At 61.3% G+C, this 20,533-nt stretch carries 15 protein-coding genes; 6 read left to right on the top strand and 9 right to left on the bottom strand.

Features of this window, described 5'->3' with window-relative positions; all coding sequences use genetic code 11:
* The first annotated feature begins 24 nt into the window (after window positions 1–24).
* The gene (locus tag LAP85_23965; GenBank protein ID MBZ5499466.1) at window positions 25–1,179 is read left to right on the top strand and encodes a hypothetical protein; all 1,155 of its coding nucleotides are present in this window, start codon (window positions 25–27) and stop codon (window positions 1,177–1,179) included.
* An 88-nt stretch (window positions 1,180–1,267) separates the two neighbouring features.
* Here the strand turns inward: LAP85_23965 and LAP85_23960 are convergent, their stop codons facing one another.
* From LAP85_23960 to LAP85_23935, 6 genes are all read right to left on the bottom strand, one after another.
* Window positions 1,268–3,280, bottom strand: a complete 2,013-nt coding sequence (locus LAP85_23960; GenBank protein MBZ5499465.1) for a radical SAM protein — start codon at window positions 3,278–3,280, stop codon at window positions 1,268–1,270.
* A 362-nt stretch (window positions 3,281–3,642) separates the two neighbouring features.
* On the bottom strand, window positions 3,643–4,029 hold the full coding sequence (locus LAP85_23955) for a DUF302 domain-containing protein (protein ID MBZ5499464.1): 387 nt from the start codon (window positions 4,027–4,029) through the stop codon (window positions 3,643–3,645).
* Between the two features lie 181 nt (window positions 4,030–4,210).
* Window positions 4,211–6,571, bottom strand: a complete 2,361-nt coding sequence (locus tag LAP85_23950; protein ID MBZ5499463.1) for a hypothetical protein — start codon at window positions 6,569–6,571, stop codon at window positions 4,211–4,213.
* A gap of 43 nt (window positions 6,572–6,614) precedes the next feature.
* Window positions 6,615–7,208, bottom strand: a complete 594-nt coding sequence (locus tag LAP85_23945; protein MBZ5499462.1) for a thiamine pyrophosphate-binding protein — start codon at window positions 7,206–7,208, stop codon at window positions 6,615–6,617.
* 31 nt (window positions 7,209–7,239) lie between these two features.
* Complete coding sequence (locus LAP85_23940; protein ID MBZ5499461.1) at window positions 7,240–7,791, bottom strand: hypothetical protein; 552 nt, start codon at window positions 7,789–7,791, stop codon at window positions 7,240–7,242.
* Window positions 7,792–7,969: 178 nt separating this feature from the next.
* A complete protein-coding gene (locus LAP85_23935; GenBank protein ID MBZ5499460.1) occupies window positions 7,970–8,659 on the bottom strand; it encodes a Mut7-C ubiquitin/RNAse domain-containing protein in 690 nt (229 codons plus the stop codon).
* A 122-nt stretch (window positions 8,660–8,781) separates the two neighbouring features.
* Between LAP85_23935 and LAP85_23930 the strand changes: the two genes are divergently transcribed.
* From LAP85_23930 to LAP85_23915, 4 genes are all read left to right on the top strand, one after another.
* Complete coding sequence (locus tag LAP85_23930) at window positions 8,782–9,945, top strand: amidohydrolase (protein MBZ5499459.1); 1,164 nt, start codon at window positions 8,782–8,784, stop codon at window positions 9,943–9,945.
* 87 nt (window positions 9,946–10,032) lie between these two features.
* Window positions 10,033–10,785, top strand: a complete 753-nt coding sequence (locus tag LAP85_23925) for an SDR family oxidoreductase (GenBank protein ID MBZ5499458.1) — start codon at window positions 10,033–10,035, stop codon at window positions 10,783–10,785.
* A gap of 46 nt (window positions 10,786–10,831) precedes the next feature.
* On the top strand, window positions 10,832–12,181 hold the full coding sequence (locus LAP85_23920; GenBank protein MBZ5499457.1) for a phosphomannomutase/phosphoglucomutase: 1,350 nt from the start codon (window positions 10,832–10,834) through the stop codon (window positions 12,179–12,181).
* Between the two features lie 337 nt (window positions 12,182–12,518).
* Entirely contained in the window at window positions 12,519–13,352 is an 834-nt protein-coding gene (locus LAP85_23915; protein MBZ5499456.1) for a hypothetical protein, read from the top strand.
* Between the two features lie 121 nt (window positions 13,353–13,473).
* Here the strand turns inward: LAP85_23915 and LAP85_23910 are convergent, their stop codons facing one another.
* The 3 genes from LAP85_23910 to LAP85_23900 form a co-directional block, all read right to left on the bottom strand.
* Window positions 13,474–14,250, bottom strand: a complete 777-nt coding sequence (locus LAP85_23910; protein MBZ5499455.1) for an NAD-dependent deacylase — start codon at window positions 14,248–14,250, stop codon at window positions 13,474–13,476.
* 136 nt (window positions 14,251–14,386) lie between these two features.
* Entirely contained in the window at window positions 14,387–15,385 is a 999-nt protein-coding gene (locus LAP85_23905) for an NAD(P)-dependent glycerol-3-phosphate dehydrogenase (protein MBZ5499454.1), read from the bottom strand.
* Window positions 15,386–15,489: 104 nt separating this feature from the next.
* A complete protein-coding gene (locus tag LAP85_23900) occupies window positions 15,490–17,931 on the bottom strand; it encodes a DUF87 domain-containing protein (GenBank protein ID MBZ5499453.1) in 2,442 nt (813 codons plus the stop codon).
* 256 nt (window positions 17,932–18,187) lie between these two features.
* Between LAP85_23900 and LAP85_23895 the strand changes: the two genes are divergently transcribed.
* On the top strand, window positions 18,188–20,152 hold the full coding sequence (locus LAP85_23895; GenBank protein ID MBZ5499452.1) for a CocE/NonD family hydrolase: 1,965 nt from the start codon (window positions 18,188–18,190) through the stop codon (window positions 20,150–20,152).
* Window positions 20,153–20,533: the final 381 nt, after the last annotated feature.

The raw sequence follows: 20,533 nt of genomic DNA, 5'->3' as shown, positions 1-20,533 counted from the left end.
AATTGATTCAACAGGACATGATTCATGCAACAGCAGAGAAACCAGACCGCGAACGTCGTCTGTCGCCGGTTTTCAGGCCCGGCAGCCGACGAAATCTTCATCCAATGCCGGCCCGATCCCGAGCGCCCGGGGGATGCCGCTCTTCAAACCGCGTCGATGTATCAGGCGCTGGATTCTCTGCTGCGCCGTGAAAAAGGTTCTCTCGACCATGTCGTGTATGAGACCGTGTGGTTCCGTAATATCAAGAGGGACTTCGATCCGTTCCAAACAGCGCGCCTGCGGATTTTTCATGCGGCTGCGGGCAACCCTCAACGCCTGCCGGCTTCCACCTTCATCGAGCAGCCTCCCCTGGATGCCAAAGTCGACCTGATCATGAGCGCGGTTGCCATCATCCCCCGGCGCGGATCGCTGGAGGCTCGCAGTTTCTCCGCTCCTGCTCTGGGGCGCTCTTTCGCGCTGGGAGAGCAGAAATATCTCTACGCCGGAAGTATCTGCGGCGCCCCCGGCAATGCGTTTGACCAGGCTTACAGTATGTTCTGTCAGGCGGACGAAGTGCTCGCCAAGGAGGGGATGAGTTTCCGGAACGTGGTCCGCACCTGGATCTACCTGCGGGAAATGGAGCGCGATTACGCGGAGTTCAACCGGGCGCGCCGTGAGTTCTTCCGGGAGCGGCAGGTAATCCTGCTTCCGGCCAGCACCGGCATTTACGGATCACCGTTGCCGGAGAAGGCCGACTTCACGCTCAGCTTCTGTGCCATCCAATCGCCCGGGCCTCCCGGCGCATCGGCCATGACAACGCCCACCTTGAACGAGGCCTGCACTTACGGCTCCGACTTCTCGCGCGGGCTTAGGGTCGTGGAGGGAAACAAAATCGCGCTCTACATCTCGGGAACCGCGAGCGTGGATGAGGAGGGACGCACCGCGCACGTGGACGATTTCGCAGCCCAGGTGCAGCGCATGATGCTGAATGTGGAGACGTTACTCTCGGCGCAGAAGGCCTCTTTCCAGAACGTGGTCTCGGCCGTCACCTACCTCAAAACCGCGGCCGATGCCCCGATCTTGCGCCGGATTCTCCGTGACCGGGGACTCGACGACATGCCGAACGCGCTGGTCCATGCCGCCGTCTGCCGCCCCGACCTCCTGTGCGAAATGGAAGCCATCGCCGCGCTGCCGATTTAGTCGCATCGGAAGAGCCCAACGCAGAGGACGCAGACAAGAAATGTGCTTTTCTCCGCGTCCTCTGCGTCGAGGCTTCGGTGTCTGTCGATTATCTCCAGGCGCGGAGGTCGGTCCCACCGGTACTTCCCCCGCCGCGCATGAGGGCGGCGGCAAACAGGACCATCAGCTGAACGTCACGCAGCATATTTATAAAAACCCTGTGCGGGTAGATGCGCAAAAACTGGCGCCGACTCCAGCGTTCGCGGGTCTTCCTCCAGAACTGATTCAGGTCGGTGCGCGTGTAGGTGATCCGTTTTGCCACGTTGAAGTTCAAATGCCTGAAAGCCAGGGTGAGGCGTGAGGGCACCTGAAGGTCGGGAACGTGAATCCGCGCCCGCATGTGCGCAAGCTGCAGTTCGGCTGCGTGCAGGCTGCGGTTGAGCTCACCGCGCATGCGCTCGAGTTCGACCCTGAGTCTTCTCTCGGCATCACTGCATTTGCGCGTCTGGAGCCACAATTCCTCCATCTCGAGCAAAAGCCGCAGCCAGGCCCGCATGAGGCTCTTCACTTCGTGGAAGCGGCACACAAAATGGCGCCACCGCGATTCGATCGGGAAGCCGGGCCTGCGCTCCTTCCGATCCTTGAGACGGAAGAAGCCGTGGATCATGGGATGCCCGTGTTCGATGAAGGCGGAATTCCGGTACCAGATGAAGTTGCGGAATATGTTCCAATAGTTATCCGCGCTCGTGTTGGCGAGCACCTCGCGCATGTATGCAAAGGAATAAAAACTCTCCCACGCCTTCCGATACGTTGCATACCACTCCCCAGGCTTGAAGTTCCGGTGAAGCATGGTCTCGTGGAAGGAGTCGTATTTGTTGAGGTCGGGATCCATCCACTGCCCCGTGTGCACCATGTGCTCATGGTCACGCGAGCCGGGAATCGGCGTGAGCATGAAGAAAGACGCCTGCTGCACCTTCAGTTCCTTCTTCAGGCTTTCGATGTCCTCCTGCACCGATTCGGGTGTGTCGAACGGGAACCCGATAATATAGGCCACATGCGTATTCACCTTGGCTCTGTGCCAGTCGGTGATCATGTTCTTGTAGTCCTGGACGCGATTCTGGCCCTTGCCGCTGGCCTTCAGGTTCTTCGGATTGATGCTCTCCATGCCGATGAAGACCTGCGTACAACCGGCGCTGGCGGCCAGGCCTACAAAATCGGGAATCTTATAGGACTGCGTGTCGACCTGCATCATGAACTCGATCTTGATCCCTTCAGACCGGAGCCGCAGCAACATCTCGAAGATCTCGCGCCAGTTGCTGTTGCGCGCAAAATTGTCGTCCGTAAAGAAGTAATAATCGATGCCGTGAAGGCGGTAGTTCTCACGGATGGCCTGCTCCAGCGACAGCGCCGAGCGCACGCGCATGTCCCGGCCCTGAACGTTGATGATCGTGCAGAAGCTGCAATTGAAAGGGCAGCCCCGGCTGCAATCGATGGTGCCGAACTTCGGGGCGACGAACTTCTTCATATAGCTGCCCAAAAACCTGGGCACCGGCTGGTTGCACAGGGAGGGCTTGTCCGCCAGGAAATCATACACGGGCTTGAGCCGGTCATGAAGCGCATCAGCTAGAATATCCGCCCAGGCATCCTCAACTTCGCCTTTGACCACAGTGACGCCGATATCGATCAACTCCTGGATCTCAGGGCTCCCGTCGGGGAACAGCGCCATCGTGCCGCTGACATGGAAGCCGCCGATCATGACCGGAAGGCCTCCCTGGCGAAACCGCCGCGCGAGGTCGGCCGCACGAGGATACTGGTTCGACTGCACGCCCACCAGGCCGACGACGGTCTTGCGGGCCCCGGGACGATGGGAACGAATGATACGGTTGACCGGAATCTTCTGCACCGTTTCGTCGTAGATCTCGACGTCGATCTCCACTCCGGCACCGAGCGCGTTGCGCCTTTTGACATCTTCCGTCAGGCTGTACAGGCAGCCAAGCGTGTTGCTCGGCAGAACGCCGCGCCAGTGGCGGATGACAAACCCCTCGTCGTCGTATTTCGACGGCTTGATCAGGACGATGTTCAGACGCTGCGGTGTTTCCGGCTTGTGCTTCGCTGTCTTCAATTCAATACCCCTAGAGGATTCCCATCCAGGCGTCAGGATCGATGCAAGCCCCGCCGAAGGGAAAACAGAGTTGAGCTCCGATCAGAATGACGGAGTAAGTTATCAACGGGCAGATGAACGGATGCTACGGTTCTTGTGTTCTTCAAAAAAACCAAAAAGTCCCCGTCAGAATACTCTTGCCCGAGGATTTAATGATACGAAGCTCGGCGGCATTGTTCAACACCTTTGCGCCCGGGCAATCGTAAAACTTACTTTTACAATTGGATCTTATAGTGAGGCAAAATGCCGGGCGCAAGTACACATGGGGTGAAGGCACGCATCGGTAATTAAAGGCGCAGGCAAGCTTGCGCGCTCCAAGTACGCTATGGTCCGGCGACTTCCTTCATGATGGCGGTGATTGCCAGCTCCACTTCCTGAGCCACAGGGGCCAGGTCGGGGGCATTATAGGCAGCCAGCATTTCTGTCGGCTTGATCGTTGCGATCTTGACCGTCCCCCCTTCCTGGTAAACAGACACGCGGCACGGCAGTGCGGTGGACACCTCCATCTTCGAATCCAGCACTTTCTTGGCTTGCGTGGGATTGCAGATCTCGTAGATGAAGCAGTCCCTTGTCAAATCGACTCCCTTCCGGGCCATGGTCTCCCTCAGGTTGTGCACCCCGAGCACCCCGAACTTATGCTTCTGCACTGTCGGTTCCATGGCTGCGCACACATCCCTCAGGGACTTCTTTGATTCTATGATAATCAGCATGGCGTTCCTCTCCCTTGACGAATGTATCCTTCTCGATTTTACCAGACCGGCAAGCACCGGCGGAGTGCCTAAAACCTCAACGCAGAGCGCACAGAGAACGCGGAGGAATGCTCTTGTGTCTCCCCCTCTGCCCCTCCGCGGCCATCGCGTTGAGATTTTGGTGTGTCGGCGAATAGCAGCTTCACTTTCGCGCTGCGAGGTAACGTTTGACGGCATGATACTGGCTCATGCCATCGAGGCCCGCTTCCGCCAGAACCATGGCGCCCTGCCCGCTGCCGAGGAAGTGTCCAAGCAGGTATGGATGAAGCGTCATGGAGCGGCCCAGGTCGGAACGGACCCATCGAAACATAGTAGGCAGAGTGAAGCCGGTGATGCCCATCGCCTCCAGAGCGCGCTCTTCGGGGAAAATCCGGCGCCGGGTCTCGGCAGGAAGCAGATCAAAGAGCTCCGCGCTCGAGACGTAATAAACCCAGGGATCCAATCCCTCTTTCTCCATGAGGGGGAGCGCCTCCTCGATGAAGGCGTAGGCGACGGCGCTCTCCTGCAATACCAGGGTCCCTTCTCCCTTTCCGCGCGGTTTTCGCAGCAGGTAGACTCCGGTGGTCGCGTCGTCAGGAGGAGCCAGCCTGAGAGCGGTGCGATCCACGACCCTTTCGGCGGGGCGCGTAACGAAGGGCAAGATCAAGGCAGGCCGCAGGGCCAGGGTGGCGGAAAAAAGCGGCCAGATCTCCTGAGGATCCCAGGGGGTGAGGGTGACTGCGGTGCCGCGGGGAAAGTTTTCCTGCAGCAACTGCAGTGCCTGGGGATCGGCGTGGGTCGGGCCGTCCTCGCCCGTTTTCAGTCCCGCATGGGCGCACACAAGAATCACCGGCCGATACGGGCTTCCCATGACCGAATGGCGTGCCTGGCCGCCGATAGCGTGCAGGCGCGCTGCAATGTGGCCAAGCGGTGCAATGAACGCGCCGTACGACGAGCCCACTCCGATATGATGCCCGAAGGCGGACAGGCCGGACATGATGCCGGAGATGGCGTCCTCGCAAATTCCTCCGATCGACAGTGTGCGGGCACTGGCGTTGGTGGCGGCGTTCCAGTAGCCCTCGGGAAAGTCTTTGCCGATCAGGTTGACGCTCGTGGAGCCGAGCAGATCCGCGGCAGCAGTCAGGATGGCTCCCCGCGATGCCCGGTTGTAGTATTGAAGCACGCGTCCCAATTCACCGCGCAGCGTCGTCTCCGCGCCGGGCTTGAGCGTGAGTTCATTGGGTGTGCCGTTGCCGGCCGCGGCCAGAGCGAAGATCGCCTCGACGTGCGGGCCGTTGTTGCGCGGGCGCCGCGCATGGCGCACAAGACGATCACGAGCCTGTTCGAGCCGGTGTGCCAGCGCGTCGACTGCCGGGCGGCTCTCCTCGAGCACTTTGCGCACGATGGCGAGCGATTCCCAAAAGCACTGCTCCATGATCGTCTGTTCGTCCGCGCTCCCGAGGCAGCGCTGCAGGCCGGCTGCGCACGTGGGAACCATCATGTCGGCTTCGCCCGTCAGCCCGGCGAGCGCCTTGCAGAAACCTTCGGAACACAGTTTGTGCCCGGCCCCATGGGACGCCCTGCCTTCGATGCCATACTGCCAGCCCTTTACCGTACGATAGATGACCGCCGTGGGCTGCCCGTTGGTCATCGCGGCGGCCAGTCGCTGCGCGCCGATGACCTGCAGAAGATCTTTTCCATCCGGAACATGGATCACGTTCCAATCGTGCAGGTGAAAGAGCTCGATCGGATTCCATTGCACATAGTCGCCGGGCTGCCCGTTCTCCCGGCAGACGCGATTGGAATCGATGGAAGCCTGGTTCCAATCGAGGTGGAGAACAACGTTGCTGAGCGACGCCGTCGCGGCAGCAGCCAGCGCTTCGGCCGCGCGCCCCGGCGTGAGCCCGCCCTCGCCTTCGACAATGTGGATCCGGGGCGCGTCGGCGCCATAAAAATCTTTGGCGCCAATAGCCAGCCCGAGCGAACTTGCGATGCCAACCCCCGAGGCGCCGGTTGAGAGACGCACGAAAGGAGTTGCAGGGGTAGGGTGGCCATCGAGCGGCTTGGACGCGAATTGGATAAAGAGGGGCGTGCGGGTTATCGGGTTGCGCCGAAAGCCGAGCAGATCTTCCAGACGCAGGCGCAGCTTCTCATCCTGGGGAAGAAGTGCGGGGCATCCCAGGCGGGCGATCTCGTCGCGCACCGCCCACATCGCATAGAGGCCGAGAGCCTTGTGGCCCGCCGCGTAAGAGATGATATCGGCATCGTCGCGATCGGGGTCCGAAATGTCGTAGTCGAGCGCATCGAAAAGAATGCCGGCCACAAAGCGGCCCGACGAAATGGATCCTCCGGGATGTCCCGAGGTGGGCACGTAGTTGTACATCAGGGCGCAGAGCGAGCGGTAGACGAGGTCCAGGGTTTCGAAATGCTCGAGTTCAGCAGGCGACAGCGGAGCGCCCTCGGTCTTCAGGTAGTCAGTCACATCGTGGTAGACAGCACGCCTCGGACCAAACCGTAGTGTCATAGCTTCTCCTCGTTGTCCAGGCAACCAGGAAATGGGTATCCAGTCACCGCATCGCGAGGGCCTGGCGCAGGCGGCGGCCCCATTCGGCGAGAGATACCTTGAGATAGTGGGATGATTCCTTGTCACTGCGGCTGATCGGCCCTTCGGCACCGGGCTTTACTTTGGCTACTGCCAGCACAGGCCCTTCCACAGTCAGTACCTCGGGCAGATTTGCGGCGTAGGTATCAGCATCATCAAATGAGTAGATGCGCCTGAATCCGGCGCCCTGCCCCAGCGCCGCGAAATCGACCAGCCCGGCACCCGGCACGGGCTGATTTCCCGTAATCTCGTAAGTGCCGTTCTGGATTACAAACAGGATGTAATTTCTTGCCGCAGCTTGAACGGCTGTTGCCAGAGTGCCGAGAGTCATGAGCATGCTGCCATCGCCGTTCAGGCAGATGACCTTCCGTTGGGGGCACGCCAGGGCAATGCCGAGAGCCAGATCCGCAGTGTGTCCCATGGCGCTGTCTGCCGAGGCAAAATCCAGCGCGCTCTGCGAATACTTGCCCCACGGGCGCGTGATTCCCATGCAGGTGACCACGACTGCATCCGCGCGCAGCCTGGCCAGCGGTTTGAGCAACTCCTCTTTTGTCAGCATAAGACTTTGCGGTACATCCAGTCTTCGATTCTCAGGTCAAATCCCGGGTAATCAGGATCGCGAACGGCTGCTGACGTTCATTCACCTTCTGAAACGCTCCGGATATCCCGGGCACATCTTCATCGGTGTGCAGGAAGTCGTAAGGAACCCCCCAGGCTTTGAGGGTAGGCTCGGTGATGAGCGCCGCCGAATCCAGGTGCGCGCAGCTGAGAGTCTCGGCATCCAGCGCCGCACCGGTAGCAATGCTGGTCATATTCACCATCTTCCCGTAGCCGCGATAGGTGATCAGGCATACCAGTGGAACCCTCATGCGCGTGATCGTCCCGCGAAAGCCGTCCCCGCTCTCGAAAAAACCGGTGTTTTGAACCAGAACCAGCGGTGTTTTGCCGCCGATCCACAGCCCGGCCGCAATTGCGAAGGCCTCGCCTTCGCGTGTCACCGGGACGAGCCGGATGTCGCGGTCGCCGCTGAGCAGATCGAACAGCTTCGCCGACGAGTTGTCGGGCAGGCCGATGACATGGCTCACACCGTTCTTTTTCAGTTCCTCCAGAATCAGCCGCGCCTGGGCCATGGGTTCCCTCATGCAAGGCGACATCCTACATCAGGCGGCAAGCCTCACGAAAGTGAGAAGTCAGGAATCGGGAGTCAGAATGAGGTGAGGCAGATAACCACGCGTCCAGCGTGATCTGCCGGAGCCGTTCAGTCGGACGGTTTCTTTCTGACTACTGACTCCTTCCCCTTTTCCCTCACCTCCCTATTCGCTACACACTCTCCCTTCGAGACAGACGGCTGATCAACCAGCACACGCGGCGCAGATGAATACCGTTGCGATAGATCCTGCCGCACGTTGCGCAGTGCGGGGGGCCGTCTGCTTCGGTGAGCCTGCTGTTGCAGCGGGGACAAAGGCCCAGGGGCATGATCAGCCGATAGAGATCGAGCCGCGCAATCACTTCCGACGCCTGCTGCCGCGGCTTGGAGCCGCGCACTATGATGGCGCGTGAGGATTGGGGCGGAAGGCTGCCCGCGGTGAGCAAAATGCGCCTCTCTGCTTCCGCCCAGGCCGCAGTTTCGCCGGGACTGCAATGCGCGCCGCAACGGGTGTCGAACCCGAGCATGCGCAAGTAGGCGGCCAGCCGCCCCAGCCCTGGTCCGGTGACAAAGCGCGGACGGCGCAAAGGCTCCTCCCTCATCCTGGTTACGCCTTTGATATCGAAGGATTCAAAGACCGGATAGAAGCCGATCCGGTCGCCGTTGCGCACTACATGGGTCCCGTTCACCGACTCCCCCTCGCACATGATGAGATCGACCTCGCGAAGGGGTATGCCAACGACTTGAAGCAGCCTTGCGACGGTCACTTCCCCGCTGAAGCGGCAAATGAAGCTGCGCTTCCTTTTGTCCTCTGGAAGATATTCGTTGAGCTCTTCATAGAATCGCAAATAGGCCAGTTCCATCGGTACAATCTTAAGCGTACATAGGGGAAAAAACGACGGATAAGGCGGATGGCAATGAAACAAGGATTCAGTAGGGTCCTGGACGGCTCCCGCATGTTAAGCTTCCAGACATGGGAGGAGCCATGATCGAGCGACTGAGAGACGAGGCGCAATCACTTGCGGAAGAACTGATCCGCTGGCGCCGTGACTTCCACCGCCACCCCGAGATCGCCTGCCAGGAACATCGAACCTCTGCCGTCATCCGGCAGTTCCTGGAGAGCCTTGCCCTTCAGGTTCGAGCCTGCGCGGGTACAGGGCTGATCGGAGAGCTGCAGGGGATGCCCGGCGGAAAAACCATTGCATTGCGGGCCGACATGGATGCCCTTCCCCTCAAAGAGGAAGGCGATAAAGACTACGCATCTGAAAACCCGGGGGCCTGCCATGCCTGCGGCCACGATGGGCACATGGCCATTTTGATGGGCGCCGCCAGCCTCCTGTCCCGGAGAAGCGGAGAATTCCCGGGTAAGATCGTGTTTCTCTTTCAGCCGGCTGAGGAAAAACTTCCCGGTGGAGCCCGCCAGATGATCGCCGAGGGAGCACTTCAGGATGTGGATGCAATCTTCGGACTCCACCTGTGGCAGGGCTTCCCCACCGGCACCGTCGCCTGCTTGCGAGGCGCCATGATGGCTTCAACCGACGAGTTCGCAATCACGGTTGCCGGCAAGGGCGGCCACGGAGCCATGCCTCAGGTGGCGGTAGACCCGATCCTGGCCACCTCCCAGCTGGTCGTGAATCTGCAGAGCATCGTCAGCAGGAATGTGGATCCACTGCAGGCGTCTGTGGTCACGGTTGGAAAGATCGAAGGGGGATTCGCGCACAATATCATCCCTTCGCAGGCTTCGATCTACGGCACCGTCCGGACCTTCGACCGGGAAATCCAACGCCTGATCGAGAAAAGGATCGAAGAAATCATGGAAGGAACCTGCCGGATTTTCGGCGCCAAAGGCATCCTGAAATATGAGCGCGGGTACCCGGCGCTGGTCAACAACGCGGCGATGAGCGATCTCGTCCTGGAAGTCGCGCGGAGAACGCTGGGCGCAGGGTGCGTTCAGGAAGCCGCTCCGGTCATGGGCGGCGAGGATTTTGCCTATTACTTGCAGCAAGTCCCGGGCGCCTTCCTCTTCTTCGGCATGGGCGACGGCACGGAATTTCCACACCACCACCCGGCATTCGACATCGACGAAAGGGCGCTGCCGCAAGCCACCCTGCTCATGAGCAGCCTGGCACTGGAATACCTGAAGAAATGACGACGGACGCATGCAGGACTCGTCAGTCATCATTTGTATTGCATGACACTCTCAAACATCCTATCTTCCTCCCGAGGGGGACACAGCATGCGCGGGCTGAACGGCAAGACAGTGCTGGTCACCGGAGGAGCGAGCGGGATCGGCGCGGCGACTGCGGCGCGCTTCCTGGAGGAAGGCGCCCGCGTGTGCGTGCTCGACCGGGATACGCATGGCGGGGCCTTAATCCTCAAAGAGTTGCCTCATTTGTCGGGCTCCCTGATTTACGACGTGACACATCTCGATCAGGTGCAGGCAGCCTTCGCGGAAGCCCTCAAACTCATGGGCGGAGTGGACGTGCTGATTAACAATGCCGGCATCAGCATCCGCCACCCGTTTCTTGAGATCACACCCGACGAGTGGGCGCGCGTCATCGCGGTGAATCTCACCGGCTGCTTCTACGTCGCTCAAACTGCCGCCCGTCACATGGTCCAGCGCGGGGGCGGCGTGATCCTCAACACGGCGTCCACAAACGGCATTGTGGGATATCCATACTATGCGGACTACAACACCAGCAAGGCGGGCGTTATCGAATTGACGCGTTCCATGGCGCTGGAGCTCGCGCCGGCGGTGCGTGTGAATGCCGTCGCACCGGGTTATGTTCTTACTCCCATGCAGCGCGCCGAATACACCGATCAGATGCTCGAGGAAGTAAACCGGAAGTTGCCATTGAAGCGGCACGCCCGACCGGAAGAAGTGGCTGCCTTGTTTGCCTTCCTCGCATCGGATGATGCCGCCTACATCACCGGCCACGTCTACCCGCTCGACGGCGGCGAAATCGCCGGCGGCCTCGCCAGCCGATAAAAACAAACGAAGAGCACCGATCGGGCTTGGGTGATCAAGGAAGCTCATGAATACCCACATTTTTCGCGAGTACGATATTCGAGGGGTGGTTGGCAAGGATTTGACCGATGCGACCGTCCTGGACCTCGCGCGCTCTTTCGGAACCTATTTCAGAAATAACGGAGCCCGGCGCGTGAGTCTCGGGCGCGACGCCAGAGAGAGTTCGCCGCGGTTCCGCGACCTGATGGTGCAGGGCCTCAATGAAACCGGCTGCGATGTGCTGGACGCCGGCATGGTGCCGACACCGGTGCTCTACTTCACGCTGTTCACGCAGGGCGTGGACGCCGGAGTGATGATCACCGGAAGCCACAATCCCAGCGACAACAACGGATTCAAGGTGTGCCTTGGAAAGAGTACGATTTACGGGAACCGGATCCAGGAGATCAAAGACATAGCTGTTGCCCGCGCCTTCGCATCCGGCGGCGGCGCGGTAGAAGTGCGGAACGTGCTGCCTCAATACCACGAGCATATCACCGAGGGCATCCGCATGGGTTCGCGCCGTCTGAAGGTGGTCGTCGACGGCGGCAACGGTGTGGGCGGTTTTGTGGGCGCGCCCCTGTATCGCGCACTGGGTTGCGACGTGCTCGAACTCTTCTGCGACCCGAACGGGCGCTTTCCGAACCATCATCCGGACCCCACGATCGTGGAGAATATGCGCTTCGCGATCGACCTCCTGCACGAGCGCGGCGCCGACCTGGCGATGGCCTTTGACGGCGACGGCGATCGCATCGGCGTCGTCGACGAACGCGGCCGGATCATCTGGGGCGACCAGCTGATGGTGATCTTTTCGCGCGCCATCCTGCGGGACCGTCCCGGCGCGACGTTCATCGCCGAGGTCAAATGCTCGCAGACGTTATTCGACGACATCAGGCGCCACGGCGGCAATCCGATCATGTGGAAAGTCGGCCACTCCCTGATCAAGGCCAAGATGAAGGAAGCAGGCGCGGCCCTCGCGGGCGAGATGAGCGGGCACCTTTTCTTTGCCGATCGCTATTTCGGCTACGATGACGCCGTGTATGCAGGCGCGCGGCTGCTCGAGATCATGTCCGGGACCGACGAACCGATCTCGAGCCTGCTGGCCTCGCTGCCGCGGACAGTCTATACCCCTGAGATCAGGCTCGAATGCCCGGACGAAAGGAAATTCGACGTCGTGCGCGCTCTGACCGAGGATTTCCGGAACACTCACGAAGTCATAGACGTGGACGGCGCCCGGATCATTTTCGAGCATGGCTGGGGCCTGGTTCGTGCTTCCAACACGCAGCCGGTCCTGGTGCTGCGCTTCGAAGCCGATAACGAGTCCCACCTCGAGGCCATCCGCCGCACGGTGGAAGAGCGTGCCCGGCACCTGATCGCATGACCATGGCCCCGGAGCGGAATTCATCTCACCGCTGTCTCTGTTCGCGGCTTCGAGTCTTTGAGTTTTTGAGGCGCTTTCAGCCCGGGTTGTTCATCTATGTGCGACCAAAATGCAGTTTTGGACGCGGAGAAACGCTGACCGGCGCCGACCGTTCGGCCTTGGTCGGCGTGCAAGAGCTTTTGCCGCGCCGCCGGCGCCAGCGCTTCTGCTTCATGAGGAATTCAGCCTGGGACTCGAGAGTAGGCCGGTATTGAGTCATGCGGCGCACCTATCACCAGGGCCGCCGCTGCGTTAGAATTTGCCCGGCGCAGTTTGACGACGAGAAAGGACCGTCAGGATGCGAAAACTGTTTTGGAGTCTGCCGGGTTGGACATTGACGATAACGCTGGCGGCGCTTGGGTTCGACACTCCGGAAAAGCCGCAGCTCGAGGCCGGCTTCAATCTGATGTATCAGTTGCGCTTCGACGACGCCCGAGGTGAGATCCGCACTTTCGAAAAAGAGCATCCCGCTGACCCGCTGGGGCCGGCCGCAGAGGCGGCCAGCTACCTCTTCGAAGAATTCAATCATCAAGGCATCTTGACTTCGTCGTTTTTCCTCGATGACGACAAGCTCCTCGGCGGCATCGCCGGCACAGCCGACGATAAGCACAAGACGTCCTTTCTAGAAAACAACCGGCGCGCGCGCCTTATGGCGGAACGGCGCCTGGGGACGGAACCCAGGGATCCGGATGGACTCTTAGTCCTGACCCTTGCGGATGGCATGGAGGGGGACTACGAGGCCCTCATCGCCAGGCAACCGCTCGCCAGCCTCCGCCTGATCCGCAAGGCGGAGGTCGAAGCCACACGCCTTCTGGCAGTGCAGCCCAACGCCGGTGACGCCTATGTCGCGCTCGGCGCCGCCAACTATATCATCGGCTGCCTGCCGGTCTACAAGCGGGTGTTGCTGTGGTTCGGGGGATACCATGGCGACCGGCAGCGCGGGATGGAGCAACTCCAGCAGGCTGCCGATCATGGGCACTACCTGCAGCCGCTCGCCAAGGCGTTGCTGGCTCTCGTCGCAGAGCGTGAACATCAGAATGATCGTGCACGCGCGCTGTTCGCAGACCTGAACCGCCAGTTTCCTCAGAACTCCGTTTTCGCCCGCGAGCTGGCCCTGCTGGATAAACGCTGACCTCAACGATCTCAACGCGGAGTGCGCGGAGATCGCAGAGAAAACCAGCGGGGATGCCTACCAGTGCATGCGAGCCCTGGAGCTTTCTCTGCGGTCTCTGCGCTGAGATTTTCTGGCGCGGCTATGCGGTTCCGTGGCTTTCGTGACTCCCCAGCAGAAGGGACTCCAGGACCGGAAGCACTTCTTCCGCCGGTTCCTGGATTGCCAGGTCCACTGCGCCGGAACTCGGGGTACTCTCGGGATTGATTTCGACCGTGAACGCCCCCTGGCTGCGGGCTTCGCGTGCCAGGCCCGCCGCCGGGTACACGACCGCGGAGGTTCCCACGGTCATGAACACCTCACATACAGTGGCTTGCAGGGATCGTTCCAGCACCTCGGGATCGATGCTCTCGCCAAACCAGACGACTCCCGGACGCAAGAGCCCGTTGCAGTAAGGGCATTGCGGCGGGATCTTCGGGAGCGGAACGCTGTCGTCCCACCAGCGCGCCGGCGCGGAGGGACAGCGCTGCCGGCAGAGGACCTCCCAGATCGACCCGTGAAACCGCACCACGTTCACGGCTCCGGCCTTCTCATGCAAGCCATCGACATTCTGGGTGATCAGCGTGAACCGAGGATAGCGCCGGCTCCAGGCGGCGAGGACGGTGTGGGCTGCGTTCGGACGGCACTTTGCAATCAGCTCGCGCCGCCAGTTGTACCATTCCCACACCAGTTTGGGATCGCTCTCAAACGCTTCCGGCGTGGCAAGCTTCTCCGGTGCGTGATTTCTCCAGAGACCCTGGGGTCCGCGAAATGTCGGAACTCCGCTGGCAGCCGACACGCCCGCGCCGGTAAGAACGGTGATGCGCAAGGCGGACCTGATGCGGCCGGCGACCTCCGCAATCGAATCTCCTGAGGCCATAACGCCTCCTACCTGGAATTTGCGACGATACCCTTGGAGTGCGCAAGTTTGCGTGCGCCTTGTCGTTCATCGGCCTGCTTTGCGTGGTCCCAAGGCGGCGGCAGGATGCCGCACTCCAGGGAGAGGCCCAGCATCCTCATTCCTCCTTGAGGGACCGCTCCATCAGCTCCCGGATCGCTTCTCGAGGGGAAACTTCATCTTCGAGTATGCGATTCACCTGCTGCGTGATCGGGACGTCGACGCGGTGCCGTTCGGCGAGCGCCATCGTGGCCCGCGTCGTTTTGACCCCCTCGGCAACCATGCGCATGGAGCTGATGATGTCCGCCAGTTTCCTCCCTTTTCCCAGCTCGACTCCGACGGTGCGGTTGCGGCTGAGGCTGCCCGTGCATGTGAGGGCCAGATCGCCGATGCCGGCCAGCCCGGCCATGGTTTCACGCCGCGCGCCGCAAGCGCAGGCAAGCCGCGTCATCTCGGCGAGCCCGCGGGTCAAAAGGGCCGCCGTGGCATTGTGACCGAGACCGAGCCCTTCGATGACTCCGGCTGCAATGGCAATCACATTCTTGAGAGCGCCGCCCATTTCGACACCCACCACATCGCTCGACGTGTACAGGCGCAGGGTCGTGGAGGACAACTCGTTCTGAACCGTCTTCGCCAGCGCGCGCTCCTCCGAGGCGACGACGACGGCCGTCGGATCGCCGTGTGCAACTTCCCTGGCGAAACTCGGCCCCGAAAGCACGCACAACCGCGGCTCGAAGTGCGGCGCGACTGCAGCCCGTATAATCTCGCTCATGCGCATCAGACCTTCGGTGTCGATCCCCTTGGTGGCGCTGACGAAAATCATGCCGGGCTTCAGATCGGGGATCATGCGCTCAAATAAGCTCCGGCAGATGTGCGACGGCATGACCGTGAGCACGATGCCTGCGCCATCGAGAGCCTCCTTGAGATCGTTGGTCGCGGCAACATTGGGCGGCAGCATCGCCCCGGGCAAAAAGACTTCGTTTTCGCGGCGCGCACGGATGCTCTCTGCCACTTCGCGTTCGTAGGCCCACAGCTTGACCGGGCGGCCCTTGCGCGCGAGCGTGATGGCGAGCGCCGTTCCCCAACTGCCTGCGCCAATGACTGAAATTCCTTCCATAGGGCGTTACCGGATCAGGATTATAGCCCCTTAAGCTGACCACGAAACACACGAAATAGGCAAAATCCCTTTCGCGTATTTCGTGGGCTTTGCGGTCTGAAAATTCAGATCCAAGCCGGCGTGGCGGTGCCTTGCGCGTGGCACCAATAGGGCAGCCACACCAATGTGACCAATTGCACCGAGATGTCTGTCTTCTTCGGCTTGATGGTGATCGTCTCCAATAGTTCGGTCAGAGGATCAACCCTCGACTGCAAGCCGGCCGCGGCCGTTTCGGCCTCGGCGTTCAGATCGGCCAACTGCTGCTGCAGCACGGCAGCTGTCTCCTCCGCCCGTCCCACATCCTGCCCTTCCTTGATCGTCCGGCCGACGCCGCGCGCGGCGGTCGCGGCCCTGCCCAGGGTGGAGGCGCTGACGGTCTTGCGGCCCAGCACCGCGCCCAGCAGCGTCGTGCCGAACGAGATCGCGGTCTGTATCTTCTGCTGCCGGGCCTGGGCCTGTTCGCGCTCCACGGCCTCTTGCGCTCTGCGGATCCGTTCCTGCAGGGCTGCGACCCTGGGCGCGTACCTTTGCCGAAGCTCCGCGACCATCTGGTCACGCCGTTCACGGGCAGTCTGCTGCAACCGTATGCGGAAGTCGCGTTCGGTCTCCCCCGGTCCGGCGCACACCCCGGTACCCGGACTCCGGAACAGTTGGAGTGATTGCGTCCCATACAGCCAGGACACAAAATCCTTGTTCCAGGCGGGGTAGTTTTTTGCCCTTGCTGCGGCGGCCGGTAACTCGGCGAACTGCGGCGCGTCTTGAGGACTCTTCTCCAGATCCGAGACGGCAACTTGCGCCGCCTGCGCCTTGTCCCAACTGACCGGTACGGCTTCATCCGTCACCGGCGTTGTGAAAACGGCCTCCTGCAGCGCCTCCACCTTCGTCCTGGCATCCACGAAGTTTACCCTTGCCGCACCGAAGATCGCGGGCTGATAGAGCAGCCTGCTCCCGGCCGGCTTGTTGCCGCGCGCAGGAATGAAAAACTGCGACACTTCGGGGGGGAGCGACGGCATGGGCGCGGCGGACACGGCTGGTGCTGCCGGAGCGGCCGGCAGTGCCGGCGATTCGACGGGCGGCGGGGCCGGACTCGAAGCCTTGCGCGGATCCATCAACACCCTGATCTGGTCGCGTGTCAGCGGCCCGCGCAGGTAAGACAAAGTCCAGCGCGACTGAAACACCACCGGCGCATCTTCGTGCGTGTTGTTCATCAGAAAGACGCGATTGCTCAGGCCGGCCAGCACCTGCTCCATTCGCTGCCGGTCGAAGCCCGAGCCCGCTCCCGCAGCCGCCCCTTCCAGGCCGTCGAGCACGCGCTGTTTGTCCCGGTCGGTTTGCAGCCTGCCGATGAACCAGGTTCCCGCGTTGGACAAGCCCTTGTAATCCAGGTCCACCGGGTTCTGGGTGGCCAGGACGATGCCCAGGCCGAACGCGCGCGCCTGCTTGAGCAGCGTGAGCAGCGGCTTCTTCGACGGCGGGTTCGCCACCGGCGGGAAATAGCCGAAGATCTCATCCATGTAAAGAACGGCACGCAGGCTGGTTGTGCCCGACTGGGTGCGCATCCAGCCCAATACCTGATTCAGCAGCAGCGAGACAAAAAACATGCGGCCGGCATCGTCCAGGTGCGCGACCGAGAACACAGCCAGCCGCGGCTTGCCTGAAGCCCCGTGCAGAACCCGGCCGATGTCGAGCGCTTCGCCTTCCAGCCAGGAACCGAAGCCCGGCGCGGCCAACATGTTGTTGAGCGCCATCACCAGGGCAAAGCGGTCCTTCGGAGGATAGAACGTATCGAGGTCCAGTACGCCGATCCTGCTTACCGGCGGCACCTGAATATATTGGATGAGGGCTGCCGGATCCAGATCCCGCCCCTGCTTCCAGGCCCAATCGAGGATCGTCGATAGCAGGATATGCTCGCGGCTCCGGATCGGGTCGGCCTCTATTCCCAACAAGGCGAGCAGGCTGGTGACCGTGGTCTCGATCCGTTCGCGCAGGAGTTCACCATCATCACGGATCGCCGGATCGGGCGCGGAGAACGATTTGAGGATCGAAACCGGGATGCCTGCACTGCTGCCCGGCGTGTAAATCGCGATGTCGGCGGCATCCTGCAGGCTCCGGATCCGGTCACCGGTCTGGCCCCAGTCGGCCAGGCCCTTCTTCCACAACTCAGCCTGCTGGCCGGCATACGCCTGGGGCGTGAGTCCCTTCCTCTGCGCATCCTCCACGTTGATCCACGGCAGGAAATCCTCACTGCGGAGTTGGGGAAAAGTCAGAAGCAGATTGGCCAGGTCACCCTTGGGATCGATAATGATGGCCGGGATATTGTCGATCGCCGCTTCTTCAAGCAGCGCAATACACAAGCCGGTCTTCCCGCTGCCTGTCATACCGACGCACACGGCGTGCGTGACCAGGTCCTTGGAGTCGTACAGAATCAGATCCTCTTTCGTCATTCTGGTATCCAGGTCGTAGGCCCGGCCCAGGTAGAACGCGCCCATCTTCTCGTAATCCTGCATGATCGGCCCTCCCGCTCGGTGCACCCGGGGCGAATTGTAGCCATGCGCCACCCGGACGTCAATTGAAGAGGCCCGACAGCAGGTGGATCGCGTCTGCCAGACGCGACCCCAGTTGTGCTGCCGACAGAACATTGTCTGGTCTAGTCAGCGCTGTTCGATTTGTCCTGGCGTCTGGCGACTGGCGCCCACGGTGTGACCGGCAAATATGGCCGCCGCGGTATGTTTATGGTGTAAGATGCGCCTACGGAGTGAGCCTATGCGATACCCATTGATCCGTTCTTTGATTTTTGTCACGGCTGGAATCCTGGTCACCGGACTTGGCGCCTTGCCACAAGGACGAGGCGGCGCAAACCCCGAACTCATCGCCCAGCGCAACGCGACTGAGAAAGCCCTGGAGTCAGTCGCCGTCATCGAGCGCAAGCTTATGGTGCCGATGCGCGACGGCAAGCGCATGGCGACCGATGTCTATCGCCCAAAGGACAATTCCAGGAAGCACCCGGCGATTTTTGTGCGTACACCCTACAACTTCAACTATTGGGACATCCGCAACGGCGCGCCCGCCGACATGTCAACCCAGCTGGACGCGGTGAAGCGCGGCTACGCTTACGTCCAGATGAACGAGCGCGGCCACTTCTTCTCCGAGGGCAACTACGACATCCTCGGCCCCCCGCGCACCGACGGTTACGATGCCATTTCGTGGATCGGGAAGCAGCCCTGGTCCAACGGCAAGGTCGGTACGATCGGGTGCTCGTCAACCGCCGAATGGCAGCTGGGAGTCGCCGCTCTCGGCAACCCGGCCTTCGCCGCGATGATCCCGCAGGGATTCGGCGCCGGCGTGGGCCGCGTGGGCCCGTACTACGAGCAGGGGAACTGGTATCGCGGCGGCGCCGTCCAGATGCTCTTCATCACCTGGCTCTACGGGGAGCAGAACCAGGTGAGGCCGCAGTTCCCGCCGGGGATGTCGCAGGAGAACCTGATCCGCGTGTCGAAGTCCTTCGACCTTGCGCAGCAGCTGCCGCCCGTCGACTGGTCGCAGGCGCTCCGGCACCTTCCCGAGATGGACATTATCAAGGCCGTGGACGGGCCGCACGGGATCTTCGCCGACCCGATGCCCGTCGACACCGGCGGCGCGATGATCCAGCGCGCGCCGAACGATCCGGCGTGGTATCGCGGCGGGCTCTGGCACGACAACATGACGATCAACGTGCCGGGGCTCTGGTTCATGTCGTGGTACGACGTGTCGGTGGGACCGAATCTGGCCGCATACAACTATGTGCGCAAGACGGCCAGACCGGAAATCGCCAACCAGCAGTACGCGGTGATCGCGCCCACGCTCCACTGCGGTTACAAGCGCGCCACCGATAACACCGTGGTCGGGGAGCGCAGCATGGGCGACGCCCGGCTCGACTATGACGCGCTCACCTACGGCTGGTTCGACCACTTCCTCAAGGGAGAGGACAACCGCATCCTCGACACCATGCCCAAGGTTCGTTACTACACGATGGGGATCAACAAGTGGCAGACGTCGGACACATGGCCGCCGAAGGGCGCTCAGCCGATGACCTTCTTCCTCACGAGCGGCGGCAAGGCCAACACGCTCGAGGGCGACGGCGCCCTGGCTGCGGCCGCGCCGGCTGCGGACAACCCGGACCGCTTCAGCTACGATCCCATGAATCCGGTGCCTTCCTATGGCGGAAACGTCTGCTGCACGGGCAATGCTGTCGCCGGCGGCGCCTTTGACCAGCGCAAAATGGAGGCGTCGCGCCCCGACATCCTGGTCTATACAACCGAGCCATTCAGGGAAGGGATCGAAGTGAGCGGCCCGATAGATGTGACGCTTTACGTTTCGTCGGACGCGAAGGACACCGACTTTACGGTGAAGCTGATCGACGTGTATCCCGACGGGCGGGCCTATAACCTGGACGAGAACATTCAGCGCCTCCGCTATCGTGACGGGTACGACAAGCCGCCGGCTTGGATGACACCGGACAAGGTCTACAAGGTGACGCTGCAGCCGATGACAACCAGCAACTACTTCGAAGCCGGGCATCGGATCCGCATCGAGGTGTCGAGCAGCAACTTCCCGCGCTTCGACCGCAACATGAACACCGGCGGCAGGAACTACGACGAAGTACAGGGTGTCGTGGCGCACAACGCCGTACACCATTCGAAGCAGTATCCGTCGCAGGTCACTATCACCGTGGTCAAGCGCCTTCAGTGAATGGCGTCCCAGTGAGCAGCGTCCCACCACGCCTTTGGTGAGGTTACTTGCAAGAGAAACCTTGCCTCACAAAATGGAAGCTGTTTCTGGGGAAGTTTGTGCGCCGAAGGCGCCTTCGGAGTGCGGCGGCATGACGCCGCTTTTTCAACCTCTGGATGTCAAAGGCGGCGTCATGCCGCCGCACTCCATGGCGCTGCGCGCCCGATCGCAGAATGCCGCACGGACTGGAGATCCCACAAGAAAGGCCCGAAGACATCTGAGGTAGTCTGTCAAGTATTTTTGATTTCATGATTCTCTATGCGGCCTTGTCAATATAGTCCAAAACCTCGGACCCTTTATTTCGAAGCGATTGGATATGAATCTCTTCGTTGTACATGACAC

Source organism: Terriglobia bacterium (assembly GCA_020072565.1).
Lineage (GTDB): Bacteria > Acidobacteriota > UBA6911 > UBA6911 > UBA6911 > JAFNAG01.
Note: the sequence above shows the minus strand (reverse complement) of the source record. Positions and strands in the feature narration are given on the sequence as shown.